The following is a 19,028-nucleotide window of genomic DNA, read 5'->3' on the forward strand; positions in this document are numbered from 1 at the left end:
TTGTAAAGGTCGTTGTTTCAGTTTCGACGTACATAGTTTATTGACTTATATATTGTTAGTCAATAAACTATCGACATTGCAAACGAACCGGAGCCCCACCATGCTGGCCACCCCCGACACCCCAACCTCCCCCCCGCTGGACCTGGCCGTGCTGCGCCAGTCGGCCGACGCGGCCTGCCGCCTGATGAAAGCCCTGTCCAACCCCGACCGCCTGCTGCTGCTGTGCCAGCTGAGCCAGGGCGAAAAGCGAGTGGGCGAGCTGGAAGAGCTAGTGGGCATTGCGCAGCCTACGCTGTCGCAACAGCTCGGCGTGCTGCGCGACGAGGGCTTGGTGAGCACCCGGCGCGAGGGCAAATCCATCTACTACTGCATAGACAGTCCACAGGCGCTGGCGGTAATGGGCGTTTTGTACGCGGAGTTTTGCGCACCATGACCATTGACTGGAACCACTTCACGCCCTGGGCCTCGCTGGCCGGTGGGCTCATTCTGGGCCTGGCCTCGGCCCTGTTTATCTTGTTGAATGGCCGCGTGCTCGGCATCAGCGGCATCGTGGGCGGCCTGCTGCGACCCAAGGCGGGTGACGCTGGCTGGCGCATCGCATTGGTGCTGGGCCTGGTCCTTGCCCCGGCGCTGTACTGGGGCCTGACGGGCGCCACGGTACCCGCCACCATTGACGCGGGCTGGGGCACGTTGGTGCTGGCCGGCCTGTTGGTGGGCGTGGGCACGCGCTATGGCGCGGGCTGCACCAGTGGCCATGGCGTGTGCGGGATCTCACGCCTGTCACCGCGCTCCCTCATTGCCACGCTAGCCTTCATGGCGGCGGGCTTTGTCACCGTATTCATCCTGCGCCACGTGCTGGCCTAAGCCTTAGGAGCTTGTTATGAAAGACCGTATTGCCGCATTCGCCGTGGGCCTGCTGTTTGGCCTGGGCCTGATCCTCGCAGGCATGACCGACCCCAGCAAAGTTTTGGGTTTTCTGGACCTGGCCGGCGCGTGGGACCCGTCGTTGGCCTTTGTCATGGGCGGCGCCATTCTCGTGGGCCTGGGTGCATTTGCACTGGCCAAACGCCGCAGCGCCAATTTTCTGGGGGGTCCCATGCAGTTGCCGACAACCACCGTGATCGACCGCCGCCTGGTGGTGGGCAGCATGCTGTTTGGTGCCGGGTGGGGCTTGGCAGGTTTTTGCCCGGGGCCGGCCATTGTGTCGCTGGGGGCAGGACAATCCAAGGCTGCGCTGTTTGTGCTGGCCATGGTGGCTGGCATGGCCATTTTTGAATGGGCCGAACATAGTAAGCACCGCACTTTGACAGGAGACCCATGACATGACCCTTCGCACCCAAGCCCTCGCCCCCCACTTTGCCGTGGCCGCCCAAATGGACGCCAGCATGGTGGCCGACGCCGTGGCCCAAGGCTTCAAGACCCTGGTGAACAACCGCCCCGATGGTGAAGGCGGCCCCGACCAGCCCCTGAGCAGCAGCGTGGAGGCCGCGGCCCGCGCGGCCGGCCTGCACTATGTCTACCTGCCCGTGGTGGGCGGCGCCATCACCCCAGCGCAGGTGCAAGCTATGCGGGATGCAATGCAAACCGCGCCGCAACCCGTGCTGGCGTTTTGCCGCTCGGGCGCGCGTTCGGCCCAACTGTATTCGTTGACCCAGGCCGAATAAGCGCCGCACCATGCCGCCCACCGCCACCCGCTTCGCCTGGCTGCCGCACTGGCTGCGCCACTACCAGCGCGCCTGGTTGGGCGGTGATGTGTCGGCCGGGCTCATCGTCGCAGTGCTGGTGATTCCGCAAAGCCTGGCCTACACGCTCTTGGCTGGCCTGCCGGCCGAGATGGGGCTGTACGCCAGCATCTTGCCCGTGGTGGCTTATGCACTGGTGGGCTCCAGCATGACGCTGGCCGTGGGGCCGGTGGCGATTGCCGCCCTGATGACGGCCAGCGCCCTGCAGCCGCTGGCGATTGCGGGTACCACCGAGTACGTGCAGCTGGCCATGCACCTGGCGCTCATCTCGGGGCTGATGTTTTTGGCCTTTGGTGCGTTGCGGCTGGGGTTTTTGGCCTACTTTTTAAGCCGCCCGGTCATCAGCGGCTTTGTGTCGGGCTCGGCGGTCATGATCGCTTTGGGCCAGCTCAAGCACATCCTGGGCGTGGAGGCACCCAGTAGTTCCAGCGCGGCTACGCTGCAAGGCCTGTGGCGCGCACTGCCACAAAGCAACCCCACGGCCATCGCGCTGGGCCTGGGCAGCATGGTGGCTTTGCTGCTGGCCCGCCGCATCCTGGCACCTGCCCTGCTGCGTGTGGGTGTGGGCGCCCAAGCGGCAGACTTGCTGGCCCGCATGGCACCGATTGCCACCGTCATCGTGGGCACCGGCCTGGTGGCCTGGGGCCAATGGGATGTGACGCGACAGGTTGCCGTGGTGGGCAGCGTGCCCGCAGGCCTACCAGCGTGGAACCTGTCGTTGCCCGGCCTCTCGGAGTTGGGCCAGCTGTGGCTGCCCGCCCTGCTGATCTCGCTGGTGGGGTTTGTGGGCAGTGTGTCGGTCGCGCAGTCGTTTGCCATGCAACGCCAACAGCGCATTGCGCCTGACCGCGAGCTCTGGGGCATGGGGGCCGCCAACATTGCCAGCGCCCTGACCGGCAGTTACCCGGTGCACGGTGGGCTATCGCGCTCAGCCATCAACTTTGCGGCAGGGGCGCAAACGCCACTGGCATCGCTCATCACGGCTGCGTTCATGGTGGTCATCATCAGTCTCTTCACGCCGCTGTTCTATTACCTGCCGCTGGCCGTGTTGGCCGCCGGCATCATCGTGGCGGTGTTTTCATTGGTGGACATGGCCACCCTCCAGGCCAGCTGGGCCTATGACCGGGCCGATGCGCTGTCGCTCCTGGCCACGGCGGTGGGTGTGATCGTGCTGGGGGTGGAAACGGGCATTGTGCTGGGCGTGGCCATGTCGCTCGCGGCCCTGGTCTGGCGCAGCAGCCACCCGCACATGGCCGTGGTGGGCCGGGTGCCGGGCACCGAGCATTTCCGCAACGTGGAGCGCCACGCGGTAGAAACCGTGCCGGGCCTGCTGGCGCTGCGCGTGGACGAGAGCCTGTTTTTTGCCAACGCCACCGCGCTGGAGGAACACATCGAGACGCTGATGCAGGCGGATGCCTCGATCCGGCGCCTGCTCTTGGTGTGCTCCGCAGTGAACCAGATCGACGCGACCGCGCTGGGCATGTTGACCGAGCTGGAGCAGAGCCTGAGCCAGCGCGGCATTCGGCTGGAGCTGGCTGAAGTCAAAGGCCCGGTGATGGACCGCCTGCAACCGACAACGTTGGGGCAGCGGCTGCAGGGGCGTTTATTTCGGAGCGTGCACGACGCATTTGTGGCGACTGACCGCCAAACCGACCCGCATTGGCAGAGTCCCTAAGGCTCAATTTGCTATATGTAAATGGAAAATAAGTAGTTTGGGTTTTAAGGCGGGGTTCTGACAATGCCCCTCTGTTCAGCATTTAGCGCTTTGGCGCAACTCCCATGGTCACCCTTGTCATCGTTCCCGGCTGGCGCGACTCCGGTCCCGGCCACTGGCAAACCCTGTGGGCCGAGCAAATCCCAGGCGCGGTGCGCGTGCACCAGGACGACTGGATCACGCCGGTGCGCACCGCCTGGGTGGCGTCCATCGGGCAAACCATTCTTGATGCCCCCGGCCCGGTGGTGATTGCCGCCCACAGCCTGGGCTGCATTGCCACCACCCACCTGCCACCCGAAGTGGTGGCCAAGATCCAGGGCGCTCTGCTGGTGGCTCCGGCCGACCCGGAGCGGCGCGGCATTCTGGCCGACTTTGCGCCCGTACCCTACCAGCGCCTGCCCTACCGCAGCGTGCTGGTGGCTAGCAGCAACGACCCGTTTTGCCCGGTGCGCACCGCAGGTGCCTATGCGCGCGCCTGGGGCAGCGAGTTTGTACGGCTGCAAGACGCTGGCCATATCAATGTAGAAGCCGGCTTTGGCCCCTGGCCACTGGGCTTGGCGCTGCTGCAGTCGCTGCTGGGCGAGCCATTCCAGGCGCCTTCCACACCCGAAGCACTCTCAATTTAGTAGCTACCCGCGCATTGTTGACGAGGGCTAGCGGCCTATTTGGCTTGAAGATCAGCCGCGCAGTGCCAGCGCCTGCCCCAGTGCAAACACTGAGTTGGGCGCATTGGTGCGTACGGGCGCCAGTGGCTTGAGCTTTTGCAACACGCCCTTTTTGGCCGTCTTGCGCTCTTGCACCTGAAAACCCTTGGCGCGCTGTTCGGCCGCCAGGCTTTTCAGCGTGATGGTCTTCATGTGCGCCACGATGGTGGACTGCAGGGCGGCCCACAAGTCCTTGGTCATGTCTTCGCCCTGTTCGCGGCGTGCGGCGTTGTCTTCGCTGTCTTCAATCGCGCCAATGATGTCGGCCACGCTGATGCCGTCACCACGGAAACCCAGCGTGTAGCCGCCGCCGGGGCCACGTGTGCTCTCCACCAGACCGTGCTGGCGCAGCTTGGCAAACACCTGCTCCAGGTACGACAGCGAAATGCGGTGGCGCAGCGCGATGTCCTGCAGGGGCACGGGCTGGCCGCTTTCGCGCAGGGCCAGGTCGATCATGGCGGTGATGGCAAAACGGCCTCGGGTACTGAGTCGCATAGGTTTACTCCTTTGAGTAATTGACTAGAAGACTTGAACTGTAGACCGCGCTATGCTTCGCGTAAATTCGTATTTTGTAATTTTTTACTTCGATTATTTCGCAGTGTTTCGGTTTGTTTCAGTCGGAGCGCACCATGAACTTCAAGCACCTTCACTATTTCTGGGTTACCGCCAAGGCCGGCGGGGTCATGCGGGCGGGTGAGCAACTGCACACCACGCCGCAAACGCTGTCGGGCCAGATCAAGCTGCTGGAGGACTGGCTGGGCCGCAAACTGTTCCAGAAAAGCGGGCGCAACCTGGAACTGACCGAGGATGGCCGCCTGGCGCTGGGCTACGCGGACCAGATCTTCACGCTGGGGGCAGAGTTGGAAAACGCGGTGCGCCAGTCCAGCGGCGCGCAAAAGGTGCTGGATTTCAAGGTAGGCGTGGCCGACTCGGTGACTAAGTCGCTGGCCTACCGCTTGCTGGAGCCCGCGCTCTCGGTGGAAGAGCCGGTGCGGCTGATCTGCAGCGAGGGTAAGTTCCCCGACCTGTTGGCCAAGCTGGCGCTGAACCAGCTGGACCTGGTGATCGCGGATGAGCCCATGTCCAAGCGCATCAGCGTCAAAGCCTTCAACCACCCGTTGGGCAGCACCGCCATGAGCTTCTTCTGCGCGCCCGAACTCAAAGCCCAACTCAAAGGCCCCTTCCCCGCCTGCCTAAACGGCGCGCCCATGCTGATCCAGGGCGCCCAGGCTTCGGTACGTCAGCAGTGGGAGGGCTGGCTGAGCCGCCACCAGATCCACCCGCGCACGATTGGAGAGTTTGACGATGGCGCGCTGATGAACGCCTTTGGCCGCCAGGGCCGCGGCGTGTTCATGGCGCCCTCGGTCATGGAGGCGGACATCATCGAACAGTTTGGCGTGGAGCTGGTCGGCCGCACCGACGAGCTGGTGGAGGAGTTTTTTGCCGTGTCGGTGGAGCGGCGCATCACCCACCCCTGCGTGGTGGCGATTACCAATGCGGCGCGCGGCGCGCTGTTTGGCTGACCAGTACCCCTTTTGGGTTTGACCGGGATTCTGTACATGACTAAAATTCTGTACATGCCAACAAGCCCCAACCTCATCGGACCGCAGCTGCGTGCATTGCGCATAGCGCAGGGGAAGTCGCAAATGGATGTGGCCAAAGCCGCTGGCATCAGTCGCACCACCCTGATCCAGATCGAAAAAGGCATGGACGCACAAATGTCCAGCTACCAGGCCGTGGCGGAGGAACTGGGGATGGCGTTGGGACTGGGTGGCGAGTCGCCCGAACTGGCGGAGCGCCGCAAGGCTCGCCAGGAGAACCAGGCCAAGCTGGCCGCCTCGCGGGAAAAGCACCTGAAGATTGCCGCCCTCATGGCGCTGGACGATGCCCCTGCACGTGAGATGAAATCCCAGGCGCTGCAGATGGTCGCGCTTTGGAAGGAGAGAGATTTGTGCAGCCCGGTGTACATCGAACGCTGGACGCAGATTCTGCAAGCCGAACCCAAAGAGCTGGCACGCAACATCCTGGCCATGGATGAGGACTGGGGGCCAGCGTTGCGCCAGAACACCCCGTTTGCCTTGACGCTGCCATGAACCTCGAAGACGTCGACAAGGTGTTGAGCCAGATACGCGACGACAGCGGTTTGGATGAGTTTGTCATTGTCGGAAGCCTGGCGGCATTGGGCGTCGGCGGTGCCCACCGGCCTGCCCGCATGACCATGTCTATGGAAGTCGATGCCTACCCGGCGAAGGACCCGGGAAGGGCGCCAGAGTTTTCTAAGAAATTTGGCGAAGACAGTGCCTTCCACAGGGAAAACGGTTTCTATTTCGACGCCATCAGCCCGGCGCTGCCCACCCTGCCAGAGGGCTGGAAGAGCCGGACGATCCACCAGGTGCTGCCATCGGGCGTCAAGGTGCAGTTTCTGGACCCCAATGACTGCGCGATCTCCAAACTGGCCCGCTCCGAGCCCAAAGACCGAGAATGGGTGAGCGCAGGTCTGCGCGGCGGCATACTGTCTTTGCCAACCATCGAGTACAGAATGCGCGAAACGCAGTTTCTGGATGCCGAAGAACAACGCAAGGCCTACCAGTCGCTGAAAGAAGACCGTGCTTGGCTTGAAGCGCAGCCTTCCACCGGCAACACCAAACCTTAACCCGAGACTCCCCATGTACAACGCCCTCGTTTTCATCCACCTCGTCTGCGCCATCGTCTGGATGGGGGGAATGGCTTTCATGCTGCTGGCGCTGCGCCCCGCCGCGATGGCGACGCTGGAGGCCCAGCCGCGCGCACGTCTCATGGTGGCGGTAATGCGGCGCTTCTTTCTCGCCGTGTGCATTGCCATCGTAGGCCTGCTGGCCACGGGCGGACACCTCTACACCAGCGCGTTCCGCGCTTCCAAGTCTGTCGTAGGCGCGGGCGTAGTGCCGCTGGGCTGGGACATCATGGCCGGCATGGGCGTGCTGATGTGCCTGATCTTTGGGCACATCTACTTTGCCGGTTTCAAGAAATACCAACGCGCCGTGGCAGCGGGCGAATGGCCGGTGGCGGCCAAGGCGGCAGGCCAAATCCATGGGTTGGTGATTACCAACTTCTGCCTGGGCTGGCTAGCGATTGCAGCCGTCAAACTGCTGGCCTGATGGCCGTGCGAACGGTATGGGTCTTGCTGGGCAGCTGCGTAGCGCTGGCCGCCCATGCGCAGGAACAAGGCTTGCCCCTGTGGGAGGTAGGCATGTTTGCCGGGGGCTTCTCCAGCCCGGCTTACCCGGCGTCTAGCGAGCGCAGCACGCGCGCGCTGGTGCTGCCCACACTGATTTACCGCGGCGAGGTGTTCCGCTCTGACCGCGGCGGCGTGGGAGCGCGCGTGCTGCACACCGAAGATACCGAGCTGGACATTGGCTTTGCCGCCTCGCTGCCCGCCAGTTCGCAAGATATTCCGGCCCGCCAGGGCATGCCGGACTTGGGCACGCTGATCGAGTTTGGACCGCGGCTCAAGGGCACGCTGGCACGCCCCACCCCCGACAGCCAGTTGCGTTACGAATTGCCGCTGCGCATGGTGCTGGAGATCAACAGCGGCGTGCACAACCAGGGCTTTGCGATGGAGCCGGAACTGAGCTACGACGTACGCAGCGGCAGCTGGCGCCTCTCCACCAGTGCCAGCCTGGTGCTGGGTGACAGCCGGCTCAACCAGTACTTTTACGGCGTGCCCGCCGACTTGGCCACGGCCCAGCGCCCGGCCTACACGGCACAGGCCGGGCTGATCTCCACGCGGCTGACGCTCAACGCCTCGCGCAACCTGGGCCCCGACGTGCGGGTGTTTGCCTATGTGCGAATGGAGCGCTATGCCGGCTCAGCCAACGCCGCGAGCCCGCTGTACCAGCAATCCACCGGCACCTCGGCCGGGCTGGGCCTGTTATGGACGCTAGGCCGTTCCGCTGCCAAAGTCGCCCACTAGGTCTTGCTTAGACTGATTGCCGCATATACAAACAACGAACTATTCGTTGTGGTTTTATCGCCGCATCCCCAGAATCGCAGTTCTGCACATTTTGTTGCACATTCCCTTTGTGAGGTCCTTCATGAATTTCAAGCAAAAAGCCACGCTAGCCCTCGCCGTCATTGCGCTGACAGCTAGCAATTTGGTAGCAGCACAAACCACGACGCTGCTCAATGCGTCCTATGACGTGGCGCGCGAATTCTACAAGGACATCAACACCGCCTTCATTGCCAACTACAAGAAGACCACGGGCAAGGACATCAAGATCGACCAGGCCCATGGCGGCTCCAGCGCCCAGGCGCGCGCGGTGAACGACGGCCTGGAGGCCGATGTGGTCACCTTCAACACCAGCACTGACGTGGACTTTTTGGCCAGCACCGGTGTGGTGGCCAAGGACTGGACCAAGAAATTCCCCAACAATGCAGCGCCCACCAGCTCCACCATGCTGTTTCTGGTGCGCAACGGCAACCCCAAAGGCATCAAGGACTGGGACGACCTGATCAAACCCGGCGTGCAGGTGGTGGTGGTGAACCCCAAGACCGGTGGCAACGGCCGTCTTGCCTACTTGGCCGCCTGGGGCCAGGTGCGCAAGAAGGGCGGCACCGACGCCCAGGCGCTGGACTATGTAAGCAAGCTCTACAAGAACGTGCCCGTGCTGGCCAAGGGCGGCCGCGACGCGACCACCATTTTTCTGCAACGCAATATTGGCGATGTGCTGATCACCTTTGAATCGGAAGTGGTGAGCGTGGACAACGAATTTGGCGCCGGCAAGGTCGATGCCGTGCACCCCAGCAGCTCGGTGGTGGCGGAGAACCCCGTGGCCGTGGTGGAGCGCACCGTGGCCAAGAAAGGCACTGCGGAGCAAGCCAAGGCTTACCTGAACTTCCTGTACTCCGATGAAGGCCAGGAAATCGCCGCCAAGCACGCCATTCGCCCCACCAACCAGGCCATCCTGAAGAAGTACAGCAACGTGTTCAAGCCCATCAGCCTGTTCCGCGTGGAAGACTACTTTGGTTCGTTTGCCGAAGCACAGAAAGTGCACTTCAACGACGGTGGCCAGTTCGACAAGCTCTACACCGTCAAGTAAATGCGTGCTGCGAAAAAGGTACTGCCCGGATTCAACATCACGCTGGGTTTCACGCTGTTCTACCTCAGCGTGATTGTGCTGATCCCCCTGTCGGCGCTGCTCTTCAAGACCTTCACCCTCACCTGGGACCAGTTCGTCACCGCGGTGGGCAGTCCCCGCGTGATGGCTTCGTACCGGCTGACGTTTGGGGCCGCATTCATCGCAGCGCTGGTCAATGCCGTGGCCGGCCTGCTGGTGGCCTGGGTGCTGGTGCGCTACACCTTTCCCGGCAAGAAGATCATCGACGCGCTGGTGGACCTGCCGTTTGCGCTGCCCACCGCGGTGGCTGGTATTTCGCTGACCGCGCTGCTGGCCAGCAACGGTTGGGTGGGCAGCCTGCTGGAGCCCTATGGCATCCAGCTCGCGTTCAACCGCAACGGGGTGGTGATTGCCCTGATCTTTATCGGCCTGCCCTTCGTGGTGCGCACCGTGCAACCCGTGCTGGAAGACGCCGAGAAAGAGCTCGAAGAGGCCGCCACCTGCCTGGGCGCCACACGCTGGCAGACCTTCCGCCACGTGATCTTCCCCACCATCGCACCCGCGCTGCTCACCGGTTTCGCCATGGCGTTTGCCCGGGCCATCGGGGAATACGGTTCTGTCATCTTCATCGCCGGCAACATGCCCATGGTGTCTGAAATCACGCCGCTGATCATCATCGGCAAGCTGGAACAGTACGACTACGCCGGTGCCACTGCCGTGGCCACGGTGCTGCTGGTTATTTCTTTTGTGCTGCTGCTGGTCATCAACGCGCTGCAGTCGTGGCAACGCAAGCGCTCCGGAGCCTGACCATGAGTAACTCCCGCACCATCCGCCGCGCCAAGGCCGGCACCACGGAGCCCACCTGGGTCAAGTGGACGCTGATTGGCACCGCCCTCGCTTTCATCTTCTTGTTCCTGCTGCTGCCGCTGGCGGCCGTGTTCACCGAAGCCCTGCGCAAGGGCCTGGGCGCGTACCTGGAAGCCTTCAAGGAGCCCGACGCCTGGAGCGCCATCCGCCTCACGCTGATCACCGCAGCCATCGCCGTGCCACTGAATCTGGTCTTTGGGGTGGCTGCCGCCTGGGCCATTGCCAAGTACGAGTTCCGTGGCAAGGCCTTCTTGACCACACTGGTGGACCTGCCGTTCTCGGTGTCGCCCGTGGTGGCTGGCCTGATCTACGTGCTGATGTTTGGCGCGCACGGCTGGTTTGGCCCCTGGCTGCAGGCGCATGACATCAAGATCGTGTTTGCGGTGCCCGGTATCGTGCTGGCCACCATCTTCGTGACCTTCCCCTTCATCGCCCGCGAGCTGATTCCGCTGATGCAGGCGCAAGGCACCGAAGAAGAGCAGGCCGCCATGGTGCTGGGCGCCACGGGCTGGCAGACCTTCTGGCATGTGACCCTGCCCAACATCAAGTGGGGCCTGATCTATGGTGTCATTTTGTGCAACGCACGGGCCATGGGCGAGTTTGGCGCGGTGTCGGTGGTGTCCGGCCACATCCGCGGCCAGACCAACACCATGCCACTGCACGTCGAAATTTTGTACAACGAGTACCAATCGGTGGCCGCATTTGCCGTGGCCAGCCTGCTGGCGCTGCTGGCCCTGGTCACGCTGGTGATCAAGTCGTTTGTGGAATGGCAGTTTGAGCGCGACCAGAAGGCCGCCGCCGAGCTCCCGCCCGAACGCCCCATCACTCCCGTGCCCGTCTGAGCCCCCTCTTCCTTCGAGAACAATTATGAGCATTGCCATCCGCAACGTCAGCAAAGACTTCGGGACCTTCAAGGCCCTGAAAGATGTGAGCCTGGACATCGAATCCGGTGAACTCGTCGCCCTGCTCGGCCCCTCGGGCTGCGGCAAGACCACCCTGTTGCGCATCATCGCCGGGCTGGAAACGGCGGACCAGGGCAACATCCTGTTCAGCGGCGAAGACACCACCGACGTGCATGTGCGCGAGCGCAACGTGGGCTTTGTGTTCCAGCACTACGCGCTGTTCCGCCACATGACGGTGTTTGACAACGTGGCCTTTGGCCTGCGCATGAAGCCGCGCGCCACGCGCCCGTCTGAAACCGTCATCAAACAAAAGGTGCATGAGCTGCTGGGCCTGGTACAGCTGGACTGGCTGGCCGACCGCTACCCGGCCCAACTGTCGGGCGGCCAACGCCAGCGCATTGCGCTGGCCCGTGCCCTGGCCGTGGAACCCAAGGTGCTGCTGCTGGACGAGCCGTTCGGCGCGCTGGATGCCAAGGTGCGCAAGGAGCTGCGCCGCTGGCTGCGCCGCCTGCATGACGACCTGCACGTCACCAGCATCTTTGTAACGCACGACCAGGAAGAAGCGCTGGAAGTGGCCGACCGCGTGGTGCTGATGAACAGTGGCAACATCGAACAAATTGGCTCCCCTCAGCAGGTGTGGGACCACCCCGCCAGCCCGTTTGTGTATGGCTTTTTGGGCGATGTGAACCTGTTCCACGGCCGTGCCCACGAAGGTGAGATGCTGATCGGTGAGGCCCAGCACGGCGTGCGCTTGGCCACGCCAGAACATGCCCAGGCACAGGACGCCAAGGCCTTTGCCTATGTGCGTCCACATGATCTGGACGTGCAACGCTACGCCGCTGGTACGGGCCAGAACGGCATTGCCGCCAAGCTGGTGCGCGCCATTGTGGTGGGCCCCATTGCGCGCCTGGAGCTGCTGCCGCAAGACAGCAGCGCGGCGGGCAGCGGCGACATCATCGAGGCCCAGATTGGCGCCCAGGAGTTTGCAGCGCTGGCACTGAAGGATGGCGAAGTGGTGGTGCTGACCCCACGCAAGGCACGGGTCTTCGTCGCCTGATTCTTGCAAAACGTTACATCGCTGCGTAGGCTATCGCACGGAGTTCAAACCCAGCTTTTTTCTACGATGAAGGCGTGGGTGCATGGGGCGCCCACAGAACGGCATTTCGCCTCATCCAGGAAAAGGAACTCCATCATGGCAAACAGCAAAGTCTCTGATTTGAATCAGAAGAAAAATACGCAGCAGTCGGGCAAGGACATCTCCCGGTCTCCAGGCTCCGGCGATCACAAGGCCTCCGACCAACAGGCCAAGATCCCGCAAGGCCAACAGGCACAACACGGTCAGCTGGGTACGGACGGCGATCGCCAGGCCAAGGGCGGCAGCGGTCAGCACAAATAGGCTGACCGCTCCTCGTGCTCCGGCGCGACGCCGGAGTTCAGATCCACCTTTTGCACCGATTGGACTGACATGAACTACCTCGAACGCGATACCTACGGCATCTACCGAAGCCCCCTGCACGCCAACCTGCCCAAGGACCATGGCCCAGGCCCCGAACTCATGGGTGCAAACACCTTGATTGGCAATGACGTCTACAACCCTGCCGGTGACGACTTGGGCGACATCAAGGAAATTCTGCTGAACATGCGCACAGGGCGCGTCGCCTACGCCGTGCTGTCGTTTGGTGGTTTCCTCGGCCTGGGCGACAAACTGTTTGCCGTGCCATGGGAAGCGCTGAAGCTGGACACCATCAACAAGCGCTTCACGCTGGATGTGGTCAAGGAGCGCCTGGAAGAAGCCCCCGGCTTTGACAAAGACCACTGGCCCGATATGGCGGACCCCAAGTGGGCCAGCGGCTTGCACAGCTACTACGGCACCAAGCCCTACTCAGATAGCCTGAACCGGTAACGTGGCTTCGCCATTGACGCCGGCGGCGCTATGGCGACTGCTGAAGCAGACGGCCACATCGTGGTTGGGCGACTACGCCCCCAGCATGGGGGCGGCCTTGGCGTACTACACCCTGTTCTCGCTGGCACCACTGCTGCTCATCGTGATTGCGGTGGGCGGCCTGCTGTTTGGTGAAGAGGCGGCACGCGGCGAAATTGAGGCCCAACTGCGTGCACTGATGGGCGACGGTGGTGCCCGCGCAGTGCAGGACCTGCTGGCCAGCGTGCGCAGGCCGGCCGAGGGCTCTCTGGCCACCGTCGTGGGCGTGGTGTTGCTGTTTCTGGGTGCCACCACTGTTTTTGCAGAGTTGCAGGACGCGCTGGACCGCATCTGGCGCGTGCCCGCGCGTCAGCAGGTGCGCGGCTGGCTGGCGCTGGTACGTGCCAGGTTGCTGTCGTTTGGAATGATTCTGGCCATCGGTTTTTTGCTGATGGTGTCATTGGTCTTCAGCGCCGCGCTGGCCACAGTGGGGCGCTGGGCCGAGCCTGTGTTCGGCGGCTGGTATGCCCTGGCCACCGTCACCAATTCCGCCGTGGGCTTTGCCATGGTGTCGACCATGTTTGCACTCATCTACAAAGTCATGCCGCGCGTGCGGGTGGAGTGGAAGGATGTATGGACCGGTGCGCTGTTCACCGCCATGCTGTTCAGCTTCGGCAAGTACCTGATCGGCCTCTACATCGGGCGCAGCGGCATCGTCAGCGGCTTTGGCGCTGCGGGTTCGCTGGTAATGATCTTGTTGTGGGTGTACTACTCAGCCCAGATCTTCCTGATCGGGGCCGAATTCACCTGGGCCTATGCCAACACCTACGGGTCCCGACGGGACGGCGGCTAGCGCTAAACCCGGTAGCGGCGGCTGTCGGCCGAATCACGCAGATTGGATTCGATCTCCACGATGTCATAGAGACCCGTGGAAGACAAGTAGTTCGCCCATTGCATCGCGCGATCCTCAACGGGATGCCATGGCCCGGTGTCTATGACCTGTTGCCATTTGCCCTTGTGCTGCCGCATGGCCTTCGTAACTACCCTGTACATCGTTGTACCTAACCACCTAAAAAACTGTTTTCGCAGAGCAGTGATTGTCCCAGTAAATCAGCGCTGTGGTTAGATAGGAGCCACCATATCCCACTGGGCAACGTGGGTGATCTTGCCAAACTGGTGCATGAGTGCCACGCGTAGTTATTTCTACTTTTCGTTCGCTCGGTGTCCGCGTTCTTTCAGGCGCTGGCGCAACGCTTTTTTCTCGTCGGCGTCCATGCCTTCCACCCGCTCTCGCATCCGTTCCAGCATCTTGGGGTGGCGTGCCAACAGCTTTTGCAGGCGCTGGGCCAACAAGCGCTTGCGTGCGGGAATGCCGTTCTCCAGCCGCAACAAGCGGTTGAGGAAAAAACGGGGATGCTGGGCCAGCAAGCCTGGTGCCGCCTGCCCGCCACGCCCAGAAAAAGCGTACTGGCCAGCCTCCACCTGCACCTCGCCCTGGGCGGTGCGCAGCGTAGTAGCCCCCTCCAACACCGAGTCATAGGTACCAGCCGGCTCACCGTCCTGTTCATGGTCCAGCACCACGGTTTCGTGATCGGTACCGCGTATGCCCACTGTGGCCGTACCCGCAGTCAATCGGTAGCCGCGCGGATTGAGCTTGCCAATCCAGCCCGAAATGGAGCGCAGTGCCCCCTGAAGCAGAGACATTTCGACTACGCCATTCGTGTCTTGGCTGGCAACATAGCGAGTCACTGTGAAGACCGAATTGGGGCGCACCGCAATGAGCCCATGGTCTTCCGTTTGCGCATGTAGCTCACCATCGGCCAATGTCGCGACCGTCTGCCCCACGTGGATTTTCTGGCCCACCACGGCAGGAATGGCAACGCCATCAACCCCTTGCACCGTGACATGCCCGCTCACAGCATCCACCGTACCGAATACCTGTGTCCACCCAGGCAGATGCACGGCAGCGGCCAAGAGCAGTGTGAGCAATCGGCGTTTCACGGTGTGTGCCCGGCGTCGTAAAAAATCAGCCCAGGATACGAAACAGGCCGTAGGCCGAAAGCACGCCGCTGACGACCAACAGGACGGTTTTGGTGGCGCGCGCGCCGATCAGAGTACCCGCAATGCTGCAGATGAGGATGGCGCCAAAAATGTAGGTGGTTTTCATGGGGTGCGATGGTAAGGCATGGCGTTGCACACGCGCCTTCTCTAACTGCTTGCCAAGGCGCCAAGACCCGGTTCTGACAACCGGAAGCTCAGCCTCTCGATGACCTGCTGTGCCCCAAGTCTTTGGTAGAAAGCAATGCCTTTGGCATTGCTTGCCTTGACCGGCCAATCCATGCGACTGCAACCGTTATCCGCGGCATAGCGCGCAACCCAAGACATGAGGGCCTTGCCAACGCCGTTGCTTCTCTGCGACGACCGCACATAAAGCTCTTTCAACTGGCAATGTCGGTTCTGCTCAGGCGTAGGCTCAACCAGCGAGTAGGTCAATGAGATGGCGGCAAAGCCGAATACGTGTCCGGCTCCATCACAGGCCACGACCAAGCGAAGTGGCGAGTCTGGGCCCAGGAGATTGTTGAGGAGATGGGCACGCACGATTTCCAGCGACACGGAAGCACCATCGTTGTAGTAGGCGTGCAGCTCGCACAGTAGCGCAATGAGCGATTCGTGCTGAGGCTGAGAAACTAAATTGACTTGCATGGGTACCTATTTGAGAGCTAAACACGCTTCAGCGCCGCCCGAATCCGCTCAATCGTCTCTTCCATGCGCGCATGGCTCGACACCTCCAGCCCCAGCTGGCGGGCGATGTCGTTGACGATGGCGGCATTGAGCGGCAGGCCTCCGGCATCGACGGCCTTGAGGAGGGCCTGGGCGCGCTGTTCGGCCGTGGGCGGCTTGCGCTTGCCCAGCAAGAAGTGAAGCCAGTTCATGGAATTCGACACCGTCAGAATGCTCCTGAATTAGGAGCTGCTAGCGCACATTCTACGAGGGCTAGAGACCTATTTGGATTTAGCTTTGGGCAATACCCGCCGCAACAGCGGCCAGAGCGGCAACCGGTTGAGCACCGCAATGGCCCAGCGCATTTGCCATGGGAATACGGTGATAGCGTCTTTGCCAGCGATAGCTTGCACGATGCGCGCCACAGCTTGCTCTTCCGACAACAGAAAAGGCTTGTGGCCGGCATCGCCACCGTTGAGAGCACGGAGTTTGGCGGTGTCCATATAGCCCGGCACCACGGCAGTTACGGCAATGGAAAACGGTGCCAACGCCATGCGGTAAGTCTGGCACACGCTTAGCACGGTGCGCTTGCTGGCGCTGTAGACCGATGCACCGGGATAGTCTTTGAGCAAACCGGCCACCGACGACACGGCTACCAGGTGACCGCTGCGTTGCACCAGCATCTGCGCTGCGGCCAATTCAAAGGCGTGGCTCAGGCCGCTCACATTGGTTTGCAGCAGACGCAGGGTCGTGGCTGCGTCCATCGGATGGGTGCGCGTGTTGAAGTACAGGCCCGCGGTGACGATGAGCAAATCCAAGCGATCCGGCGCAAACGACACCATGGCAGCGGCCAATGCGGCTCGATCGGCGATGTCCAAGGCATAAGCCTGCAGACGTGGATGGCCGTCCACTGCCGTGCCTTGCAAGCGACGGGTGTCACGGCCGCACACGGCAACCTCATCTCCCCGCTCCAGATAATGCCGGGCCAGCGCCAAACCGATCCCGCTGGTTCCGCCAATGACCAAGACCTTCATACCCGCCCCCGGTTGTAGCGATTGACGTTGCGCATGCCCGTCTGTGTGCCGCGCGGCACACGGGCAAATGCTTCCAGGCCCCGCTGATAGCCGTAGTCCCACTGGTCTTGCATGTGCTGGGCAAACACGGCATGGCTGACGGGGGACAGCAGGTCGATGCGGTTCTTGCGCCAGACAATCTTCTTTTGCAACGTCTGCCTGGCCAGCGCCTGGCTGATGTCGGACGCGTCTATCCACACGCTGGCCTGCTGCGCATGCACGTGGCGCAGGCGCTGGTTGGCATCGATGCCCAGCACGGCCCGCCATGCGGGGACCGAAGTGACCTGCTCAAACTCGGACTTGAACTCCATGACCACCTCATGCGCCAGACAATGCGCCAGCTCGATAGGAAACAGATCCACCACCCCACCCGTGTAGTAGGCCGCACCGTGCCGATGGGCGGGAAAATAAAACATATCGGACACCGATATACGCACCGCTTCATTCAGGGGCATGCCAATATCCGCGACCACGGTGGGAGCAACCACCGTGTTGCCCCACTGCAAACTGGCAAAAGGGGACGATGCCCCTTGCAACAGCTCTGCGGTGCGTGGCGCGCAAAACACCGTCTCCTCCAGCAGTTTGCGCGAACCGCGCCGCTGGCCCACCTCCTCCTCCGTGAACAAGAGACGGCTGCCGACGATGGCGATGTCGGTTCCTCCATGGCGCGATGGCACCGGGAAGGTGGGCAGCTCTGCGGGCGGAACGAACAAATAGTCACCGAAGAGATCGGGCACGGTAGGTGCCGCCGCGCGGCGCAACGCACGACGGGTCACACCTCCCAGCGTACGTGGCAGCGTGGCACGGGCTGCGGGTCGGAAACTGCACCAGAACTGGTACATCTCGGGCGACGCCAACCAAGCCCGACGCTCGACATCATCTGGCACACTGTGGATCAGTGCCGCAGCAATCGAAGCGCCACAACTCGCCAACACCACGTCGGGTTGCTGGCCCACCTCACAAGCCGCTGCGTACATACCCAGGTAAATGCCATACCGAAAACCTCCGCCGGCCATCACCATGCAACGTTGGTATTTCTGCGCTTGTGTCATGGCTTCAACATAGCACATGCCTACGCCGCTCTTGACCGCAACACGCGCCACCTGGCAGCAGCGCCTACGCCACCTGCTGCTCAATGCCGCAGTCTTTGGCCTGTGCTACACCAGCGCCAATCTGCTGGCACAACGCCTGGACACCCACCGTAGCGTGGCCATCGCGCTGGACGCGCACCTGGCCTTTGTGCCCTGGATGGTGTTGCCCTACATGCTGTCCGGCGTGTTTTTTATAGCCTGCTTCTGGGCGGTGGACTCCCTGGATGCGCTGCGCGTGCTGAGCCAGCGCCTGCTGTTGGCTACCGTGCTGGCCTGCCTGGTATTTGTGCTGTACCCACTGCAATTCAGTTTTGCCCGCCCTGGGGTGGCGTCTCCGCTGTGGGCACCTTGGTACGCAACACTCAAGGTGATGGACCGGCCCTACAACCAGCTGCCTTCGCTGCACGTGGCCTATTGCCTTATTTTCTGGTTTGCATTGCGGCCTTGCTGTGCAGGCCGTTCCGCCCGCACGGCTCTGCTGTTGACGCTGAGCATGGTGGCGATAGCCACGCTGTTTACCTACCAGCACCATGTGCTGGACGTGCTGGCCGGGGGCCTGCTGGGCTGGGCATGCGTGCGGGTGGTGCGGCCCCAGCGCCAAGAGCCTTGGGTAGCCCTGTATTACGCACTGGGCACTGGCGTGGTGGTGGTATTGGGCATGGCGTGGTGGCCATGGTGGCTCACCGCGTATGGCGCGGCAAGCCTGCTGACGGTAGCGCGGGCCTATGCCATGGGCGACGCACATTTTCTGCACAAGACCCAGGGTCGCTTCGCGTGGTGGGTCTGGCTGCTCTACGCCCCCTATCTACTGGGCTACCGCCTCACATGGCTCTGCGTGCAATGGCGCGAGCGCAAACGCCCGCCCTTTGCACAGATGGCCCCGGGCCTGTGGGTAGGGCGACGCCTAACCAACGTGCAAACGCGCCTGCTACCACCCGGCTGCACCGTGGTGGACCTGGCCAATGAACTGAGCGAAACCCCGGCGCTGCGCACCGAGCGCTACCACCCTGTGCCTTTGCTGGACCTGGTACAGCCTGGCAACGCCGATGTGCAACGTGTGCTGGCCCTGGTGCACGACACGCTACAGTGCGGGCACCCTGTGTACCTGCATTGCGCCATGGGCTATAGCCGCAGCCGACGTATAGCCAGTGCCTACCTGGCCCAGTACCCGCAAGCGGATGCCCTCCACTGACCACC

The 19,028-nt window shown here is 62.5% G+C and carries 26 protein-coding genes; 19 read left to right on the plus strand and 7 right to left on the minus strand.

Translation table 11 applies throughout. The features are described 5' to 3' along the window. Positions 1–100 precede the first annotated feature (100 nt). The 6 genes from J2X15_RS13495 to J2X15_RS13520 all read left to right on the plus strand — a co-directional run bounded on the left by J2X15_RS13495 (position 101) and on the right by J2X15_RS13520 (position 4,082). Entirely contained in the window at positions 101–433 is a 333-nt protein-coding gene (locus J2X15_RS13495; protein WP_310343703.1) for an ArsR/SmtB family transcription factor, read from the plus strand. Continuing rightward, a complete protein-coding gene (locus J2X15_RS13500; protein ID WP_310343705.1) occupies positions 430–864 on the plus strand; it encodes a YeeE/YedE family protein in 435 nt (144 codons plus the stop codon). Before J2X15_RS13495 ends, J2X15_RS13500 begins: the two co-directional genes overlap by 4 nt. Before the next feature lie 16 nt (positions 865–880). Further along, positions 881–1,321: a YeeE/YedE family protein gene (locus J2X15_RS13505; RefSeq protein WP_310343707.1), complete on the plus strand. Its 441-nt coding sequence runs from the start codon at positions 881–883 to the stop codon at positions 1,319–1,321. Position 1,322: 1 nt separating this feature from the next. After that, entirely contained in the window at positions 1,323–1,664 is a 342-nt protein-coding gene (locus J2X15_RS13510; protein WP_310343709.1) for a protein tyrosine phosphatase family protein, read from the plus strand. A 10-nt stretch (positions 1,665–1,674) separates the two neighbouring features. After that, positions 1,675–3,417 (plus strand): SulP family inorganic anion transporter, encoded by a 1,743-nt coding sequence (locus tag J2X15_RS13515; protein WP_310343711.1) that lies wholly within the window; start codon positions 1,675–1,677, stop codon positions 3,415–3,417. Positions 3,418–3,521: 104 nt separating this feature from the next. After that, entirely contained in the window at positions 3,522–4,082 is a 561-nt protein-coding gene (locus J2X15_RS13520) for an RBBP9/YdeN family alpha/beta hydrolase (RefSeq protein WP_310343713.1), read from the plus strand. Positions 4,083–4,133: 51 nt separating this feature from the next. Here the strand turns inward: J2X15_RS13520 and J2X15_RS13525 are convergent, their stop codons facing one another. Further along, a complete protein-coding gene (locus J2X15_RS13525) occupies positions 4,134–4,655 on the minus strand; it encodes an Rrf2 family transcriptional regulator (protein WP_310343715.1) in 522 nt (173 codons plus the stop codon). Positions 4,656–4,789: 134 nt separating this feature from the next. Here J2X15_RS13525 and nhaR point away from each other — a divergent pair, with 134 nt between their 5' ends. The 12 genes from nhaR (at position 4,790) to J2X15_RS13585 (ending at position 13,799) form a co-directional block, all read left to right on the plus strand. Further along, positions 4,790–5,683 (plus strand): transcriptional activator NhaR, encoded by an 894-nt coding sequence (gene nhaR / locus J2X15_RS13530; RefSeq protein ID WP_310343717.1) that lies wholly within the window; start codon positions 4,790–4,792, stop codon positions 5,681–5,683. Between the two features lie 36 nt (positions 5,684–5,719). Beyond that, positions 5,720–6,253, plus strand: a complete 534-nt coding sequence (locus J2X15_RS13535; RefSeq protein ID WP_310343719.1) for a helix-turn-helix domain-containing protein — start codon at positions 5,720–5,722, stop codon at positions 6,251–6,253. After that, positions 6,250–6,813 carry a DUF6036 family nucleotidyltransferase gene (locus J2X15_RS13540; protein ID WP_310343720.1) on the plus strand — a complete coding sequence of 188 codons (564 nt, stop codon included), beginning with the start codon at positions 6,250–6,252 and terminating at the stop codon, positions 6,811–6,813. Before J2X15_RS13535 ends, J2X15_RS13540 begins: the two co-directional genes overlap by 4 nt. Positions 6,814–6,826: 13 nt before the next feature. Further along, a complete protein-coding gene (locus J2X15_RS13545; RefSeq protein ID WP_310343722.1) occupies positions 6,827–7,297 on the plus strand; it encodes a hypothetical protein in 471 nt (156 codons plus the stop codon). Further along, the gene (locus J2X15_RS13550) at positions 7,297–8,112 is read left to right on the plus strand and encodes a MipA/OmpV family protein (RefSeq protein WP_310343724.1); all 816 of its coding nucleotides are present in this window, start codon (positions 7,297–7,299) and stop codon (positions 8,110–8,112) included. Before J2X15_RS13545 ends, J2X15_RS13550 begins: the two co-directional genes overlap by 1 nt. Before the next feature lie 121 nt (positions 8,113–8,233). Continuing rightward, positions 8,234–9,238 (plus strand): sulfate ABC transporter substrate-binding protein, encoded by a 1,005-nt coding sequence (locus tag J2X15_RS13555; RefSeq protein WP_310343726.1) that lies wholly within the window; start codon positions 8,234–8,236, stop codon positions 9,236–9,238. Beyond that, positions 9,239–10,063: a sulfate ABC transporter permease subunit CysT gene (gene cysT / locus J2X15_RS13560; RefSeq protein ID WP_310343728.1), complete on the plus strand. Its 825-nt coding sequence runs from the start codon at positions 9,239–9,241 to the stop codon at positions 10,061–10,063. A 2-nt stretch (positions 10,064–10,065) separates the two neighbouring features. Continuing rightward, positions 10,066–10,965 carry a sulfate ABC transporter permease subunit CysW gene (gene cysW, locus J2X15_RS13565; RefSeq protein WP_310343730.1) on the plus strand — a complete coding sequence of 300 codons (900 nt, stop codon included), beginning with the start codon at positions 10,066–10,068 and terminating at the stop codon, positions 10,963–10,965. Positions 10,966–10,990: 25 nt separating this feature from the next. Next, positions 10,991–12,082 (plus strand): sulfate/molybdate ABC transporter ATP-binding protein, encoded by a 1,092-nt coding sequence (locus J2X15_RS13570; RefSeq protein ID WP_310343731.1) that lies wholly within the window; start codon positions 10,991–10,993, stop codon positions 12,080–12,082. Between the two features lie 135 nt (positions 12,083–12,217). Further along, on the plus strand, positions 12,218–12,421 hold the full coding sequence (locus J2X15_RS13575) for a hypothetical protein (protein WP_310343732.1): 204 nt from the start codon (positions 12,218–12,220) through the stop codon (positions 12,419–12,421). 69 nt (positions 12,422–12,490) lie between these two features. Further along, positions 12,491–12,928 carry a PRC-barrel domain-containing protein gene (locus J2X15_RS13580; protein WP_310343734.1) on the plus strand — a complete coding sequence of 146 codons (438 nt, stop codon included), beginning with the start codon at positions 12,491–12,493 and terminating at the stop codon, positions 12,926–12,928. Position 12,929: 1 nt separating this feature from the next. After that, positions 12,930–13,799 (plus strand): YihY/virulence factor BrkB family protein, encoded by an 870-nt coding sequence (locus tag J2X15_RS13585; RefSeq protein WP_310343735.1) that lies wholly within the window; start codon positions 12,930–12,932, stop codon positions 13,797–13,799. A 350-nt stretch (positions 13,800–14,149) separates the two neighbouring features. Here the strand turns inward: J2X15_RS13585 and J2X15_RS13590 are convergent, their stop codons facing one another. The 6 genes from J2X15_RS13590 to J2X15_RS13615 form a co-directional block, all read right to left on the minus strand. Next, positions 14,150–14,947, minus strand: coding sequence for a FecR family protein (locus J2X15_RS13590; protein WP_310343736.1), 798 nt, complete (start codon positions 14,945–14,947; stop codon positions 14,150–14,152). A 25-nt stretch (positions 14,948–14,972) separates the two neighbouring features. Then, positions 14,973–15,113, minus strand: coding sequence for a hypothetical protein (locus J2X15_RS13595; RefSeq protein ID WP_310343737.1), 141 nt, complete (start codon positions 15,111–15,113; stop codon positions 14,973–14,975). 41 nt (positions 15,114–15,154) lie between these two features. Further along, a complete protein-coding gene (locus tag J2X15_RS13600; protein ID WP_310343739.1) occupies positions 15,155–15,649 on the minus strand; it encodes a GNAT family N-acetyltransferase in 495 nt (164 codons plus the stop codon). A 17-nt stretch (positions 15,650–15,666) separates the two neighbouring features. Further along, on the minus strand, positions 15,667–15,879 hold the full coding sequence (locus J2X15_RS13605; protein ID WP_310343741.1) for a hypothetical protein: 213 nt from the start codon (positions 15,877–15,879) through the stop codon (positions 15,667–15,669). Between the two features lie 69 nt (positions 15,880–15,948). Beyond that, positions 15,949–16,701, minus strand: a complete 753-nt coding sequence (locus tag J2X15_RS13610; RefSeq protein ID WP_310343743.1) for an SDR family NAD(P)-dependent oxidoreductase — start codon at positions 16,699–16,701, stop codon at positions 15,949–15,951. Then, a complete protein-coding gene (locus J2X15_RS13615) occupies positions 16,698–17,792 on the minus strand; it encodes a patatin-like phospholipase family protein (RefSeq protein ID WP_310343744.1) in 1,095 nt (364 codons plus the stop codon). Before J2X15_RS13615 ends, J2X15_RS13610 begins: the two co-directional genes overlap by 4 nt. A 16-nt stretch (positions 17,793–17,808) precedes the next feature. Here J2X15_RS13615 and J2X15_RS13620 point away from each other — a divergent pair, with 16 nt between their 5' ends. Continuing rightward, positions 17,809–19,023 carry a phosphatase PAP2 family protein gene (locus J2X15_RS13620; RefSeq protein ID WP_310343746.1) on the plus strand — a complete coding sequence of 405 codons (1,215 nt, stop codon included), beginning with the start codon at positions 17,809–17,811 and terminating at the stop codon, positions 19,021–19,023. The last annotated feature ends 5 nt before the right edge of the window (positions 19,024–19,028 follow it).

This window comes from Rhodoferax saidenbachensis (assembly GCF_031457975.1).
Taxonomy (GTDB): domain Bacteria; phylum Pseudomonadota; class Gammaproteobacteria; order Burkholderiales; family Burkholderiaceae_C; genus Allorhodoferax; species Allorhodoferax saidenbachensis_A.

Bases quoted from the DNA above. Each gene is read 5' to 3' on its own strand.
- J2X15_RS13515 (WP_310343711.1), top strand. From the start codon at position 1,675: ATGCCGCCCACCGCCACCCGCTTCGCCTGGCTGCCGCACTGGCTGCGC.
- cysT (WP_310343728.1), top strand. From the start codon at position 9,239: ATGCGTGCTGCGAAAAAGGTACTGCCCGGATTCAACATCACGCTGGGT.
- cysW (WP_310343730.1), top strand. From the start codon at position 10,066: ATGAGTAACTCCCGCACCATCCGCCGCGCCAAGGCCGGCACCACGGAG.
- J2X15_RS13605 (WP_310343741.1), bottom strand. From the start codon at position 15,879: ATGAACTGGCTTCACTTCTTGCTGGGCAAGCGCAAGCCGCCCACGGCC.
- J2X15_RS13595 (WP_310343737.1), bottom strand. From the start codon at position 15,113: ATGAAAACCACCTACATTTTTGGCGCCATCCTCATCTGCAGCATTGCG.
- J2X15_RS13600 (WP_310343739.1), bottom strand. From the start codon at position 15,649: ATGCAAGTCAATTTAGTTTCTCAGCCTCAGCACGAATCGCTCATTGCG.
- J2X15_RS13570 (WP_310343731.1), top strand. From the start codon at position 10,991: ATGAGCATTGCCATCCGCAACGTCAGCAAAGACTTCGGGACCTTCAAG.
- J2X15_RS13545 (WP_310343722.1), top strand. From the start codon at position 6,827: ATGTACAACGCCCTCGTTTTCATCCACCTCGTCTGCGCCATCGTCTGG.
- J2X15_RS13620 (WP_310343746.1), top strand. From the start codon at position 17,809: ATGCCTACGCCGCTCTTGACCGCAACACGCGCCACCTGGCAGCAGCGC.
- J2X15_RS13555 (WP_310343726.1), top strand. From the start codon at position 8,234: ATGAATTTCAAGCAAAAAGCCACGCTAGCCCTCGCCGTCATTGCGCTG.
- J2X15_RS13615 (WP_310343744.1), bottom strand. From the start codon at position 17,792: ATGACACAAGCGCAGAAATACCAACGTTGCATGGTGATGGCCGGCGGA.
- J2X15_RS13610 (WP_310343743.1), bottom strand. From the start codon at position 16,701: ATGAAGGTCTTGGTCATTGGCGGAACCAGCGGGATCGGTTTGGCGCTG.
- J2X15_RS13505 (WP_310343707.1), top strand. From the start codon at position 881: ATGAAAGACCGTATTGCCGCATTCGCCGTGGGCCTGCTGTTTGGCCTG.
- J2X15_RS13550 (WP_310343724.1), top strand. From the start codon at position 7,297: ATGGCCGTGCGAACGGTATGGGTCTTGCTGGGCAGCTGCGTAGCGCTG.
- J2X15_RS13535 (WP_310343719.1), top strand. From the start codon at position 5,720: ATGACTAAAATTCTGTACATGCCAACAAGCCCCAACCTCATCGGACCG.
- J2X15_RS13510 (WP_310343709.1), top strand. From the start codon at position 1,323: ATGACCCTTCGCACCCAAGCCCTCGCCCCCCACTTTGCCGTGGCCGCC.
- J2X15_RS13575 (WP_310343732.1), top strand. From the start codon at position 12,218: ATGGCAAACAGCAAAGTCTCTGATTTGAATCAGAAGAAAAATACGCAG.
- J2X15_RS13525 (WP_310343715.1), bottom strand. From the start codon at position 4,655: ATGCGACTCAGTACCCGAGGCCGTTTTGCCATCACCGCCATGATCGAC.
- nhaR (WP_310343717.1), top strand. From the start codon at position 4,790: ATGAACTTCAAGCACCTTCACTATTTCTGGGTTACCGCCAAGGCCGGC.
- J2X15_RS13520 (WP_310343713.1), top strand. From the start codon at position 3,522: ATGGTCACCCTTGTCATCGTTCCCGGCTGGCGCGACTCCGGTCCCGGC.
- J2X15_RS13540 (WP_310343720.1), top strand. From the start codon at position 6,250: ATGAACCTCGAAGACGTCGACAAGGTGTTGAGCCAGATACGCGACGAC.
- J2X15_RS13495 (WP_310343703.1), top strand. From the start codon at position 101: ATGCTGGCCACCCCCGACACCCCAACCTCCCCCCCGCTGGACCTGGCC.
- J2X15_RS13500 (WP_310343705.1), top strand. From the start codon at position 430: ATGACCATTGACTGGAACCACTTCACGCCCTGGGCCTCGCTGGCCGGT.
- J2X15_RS13580 (WP_310343734.1), top strand. From the start codon at position 12,491: ATGAACTACCTCGAACGCGATACCTACGGCATCTACCGAAGCCCCCTG.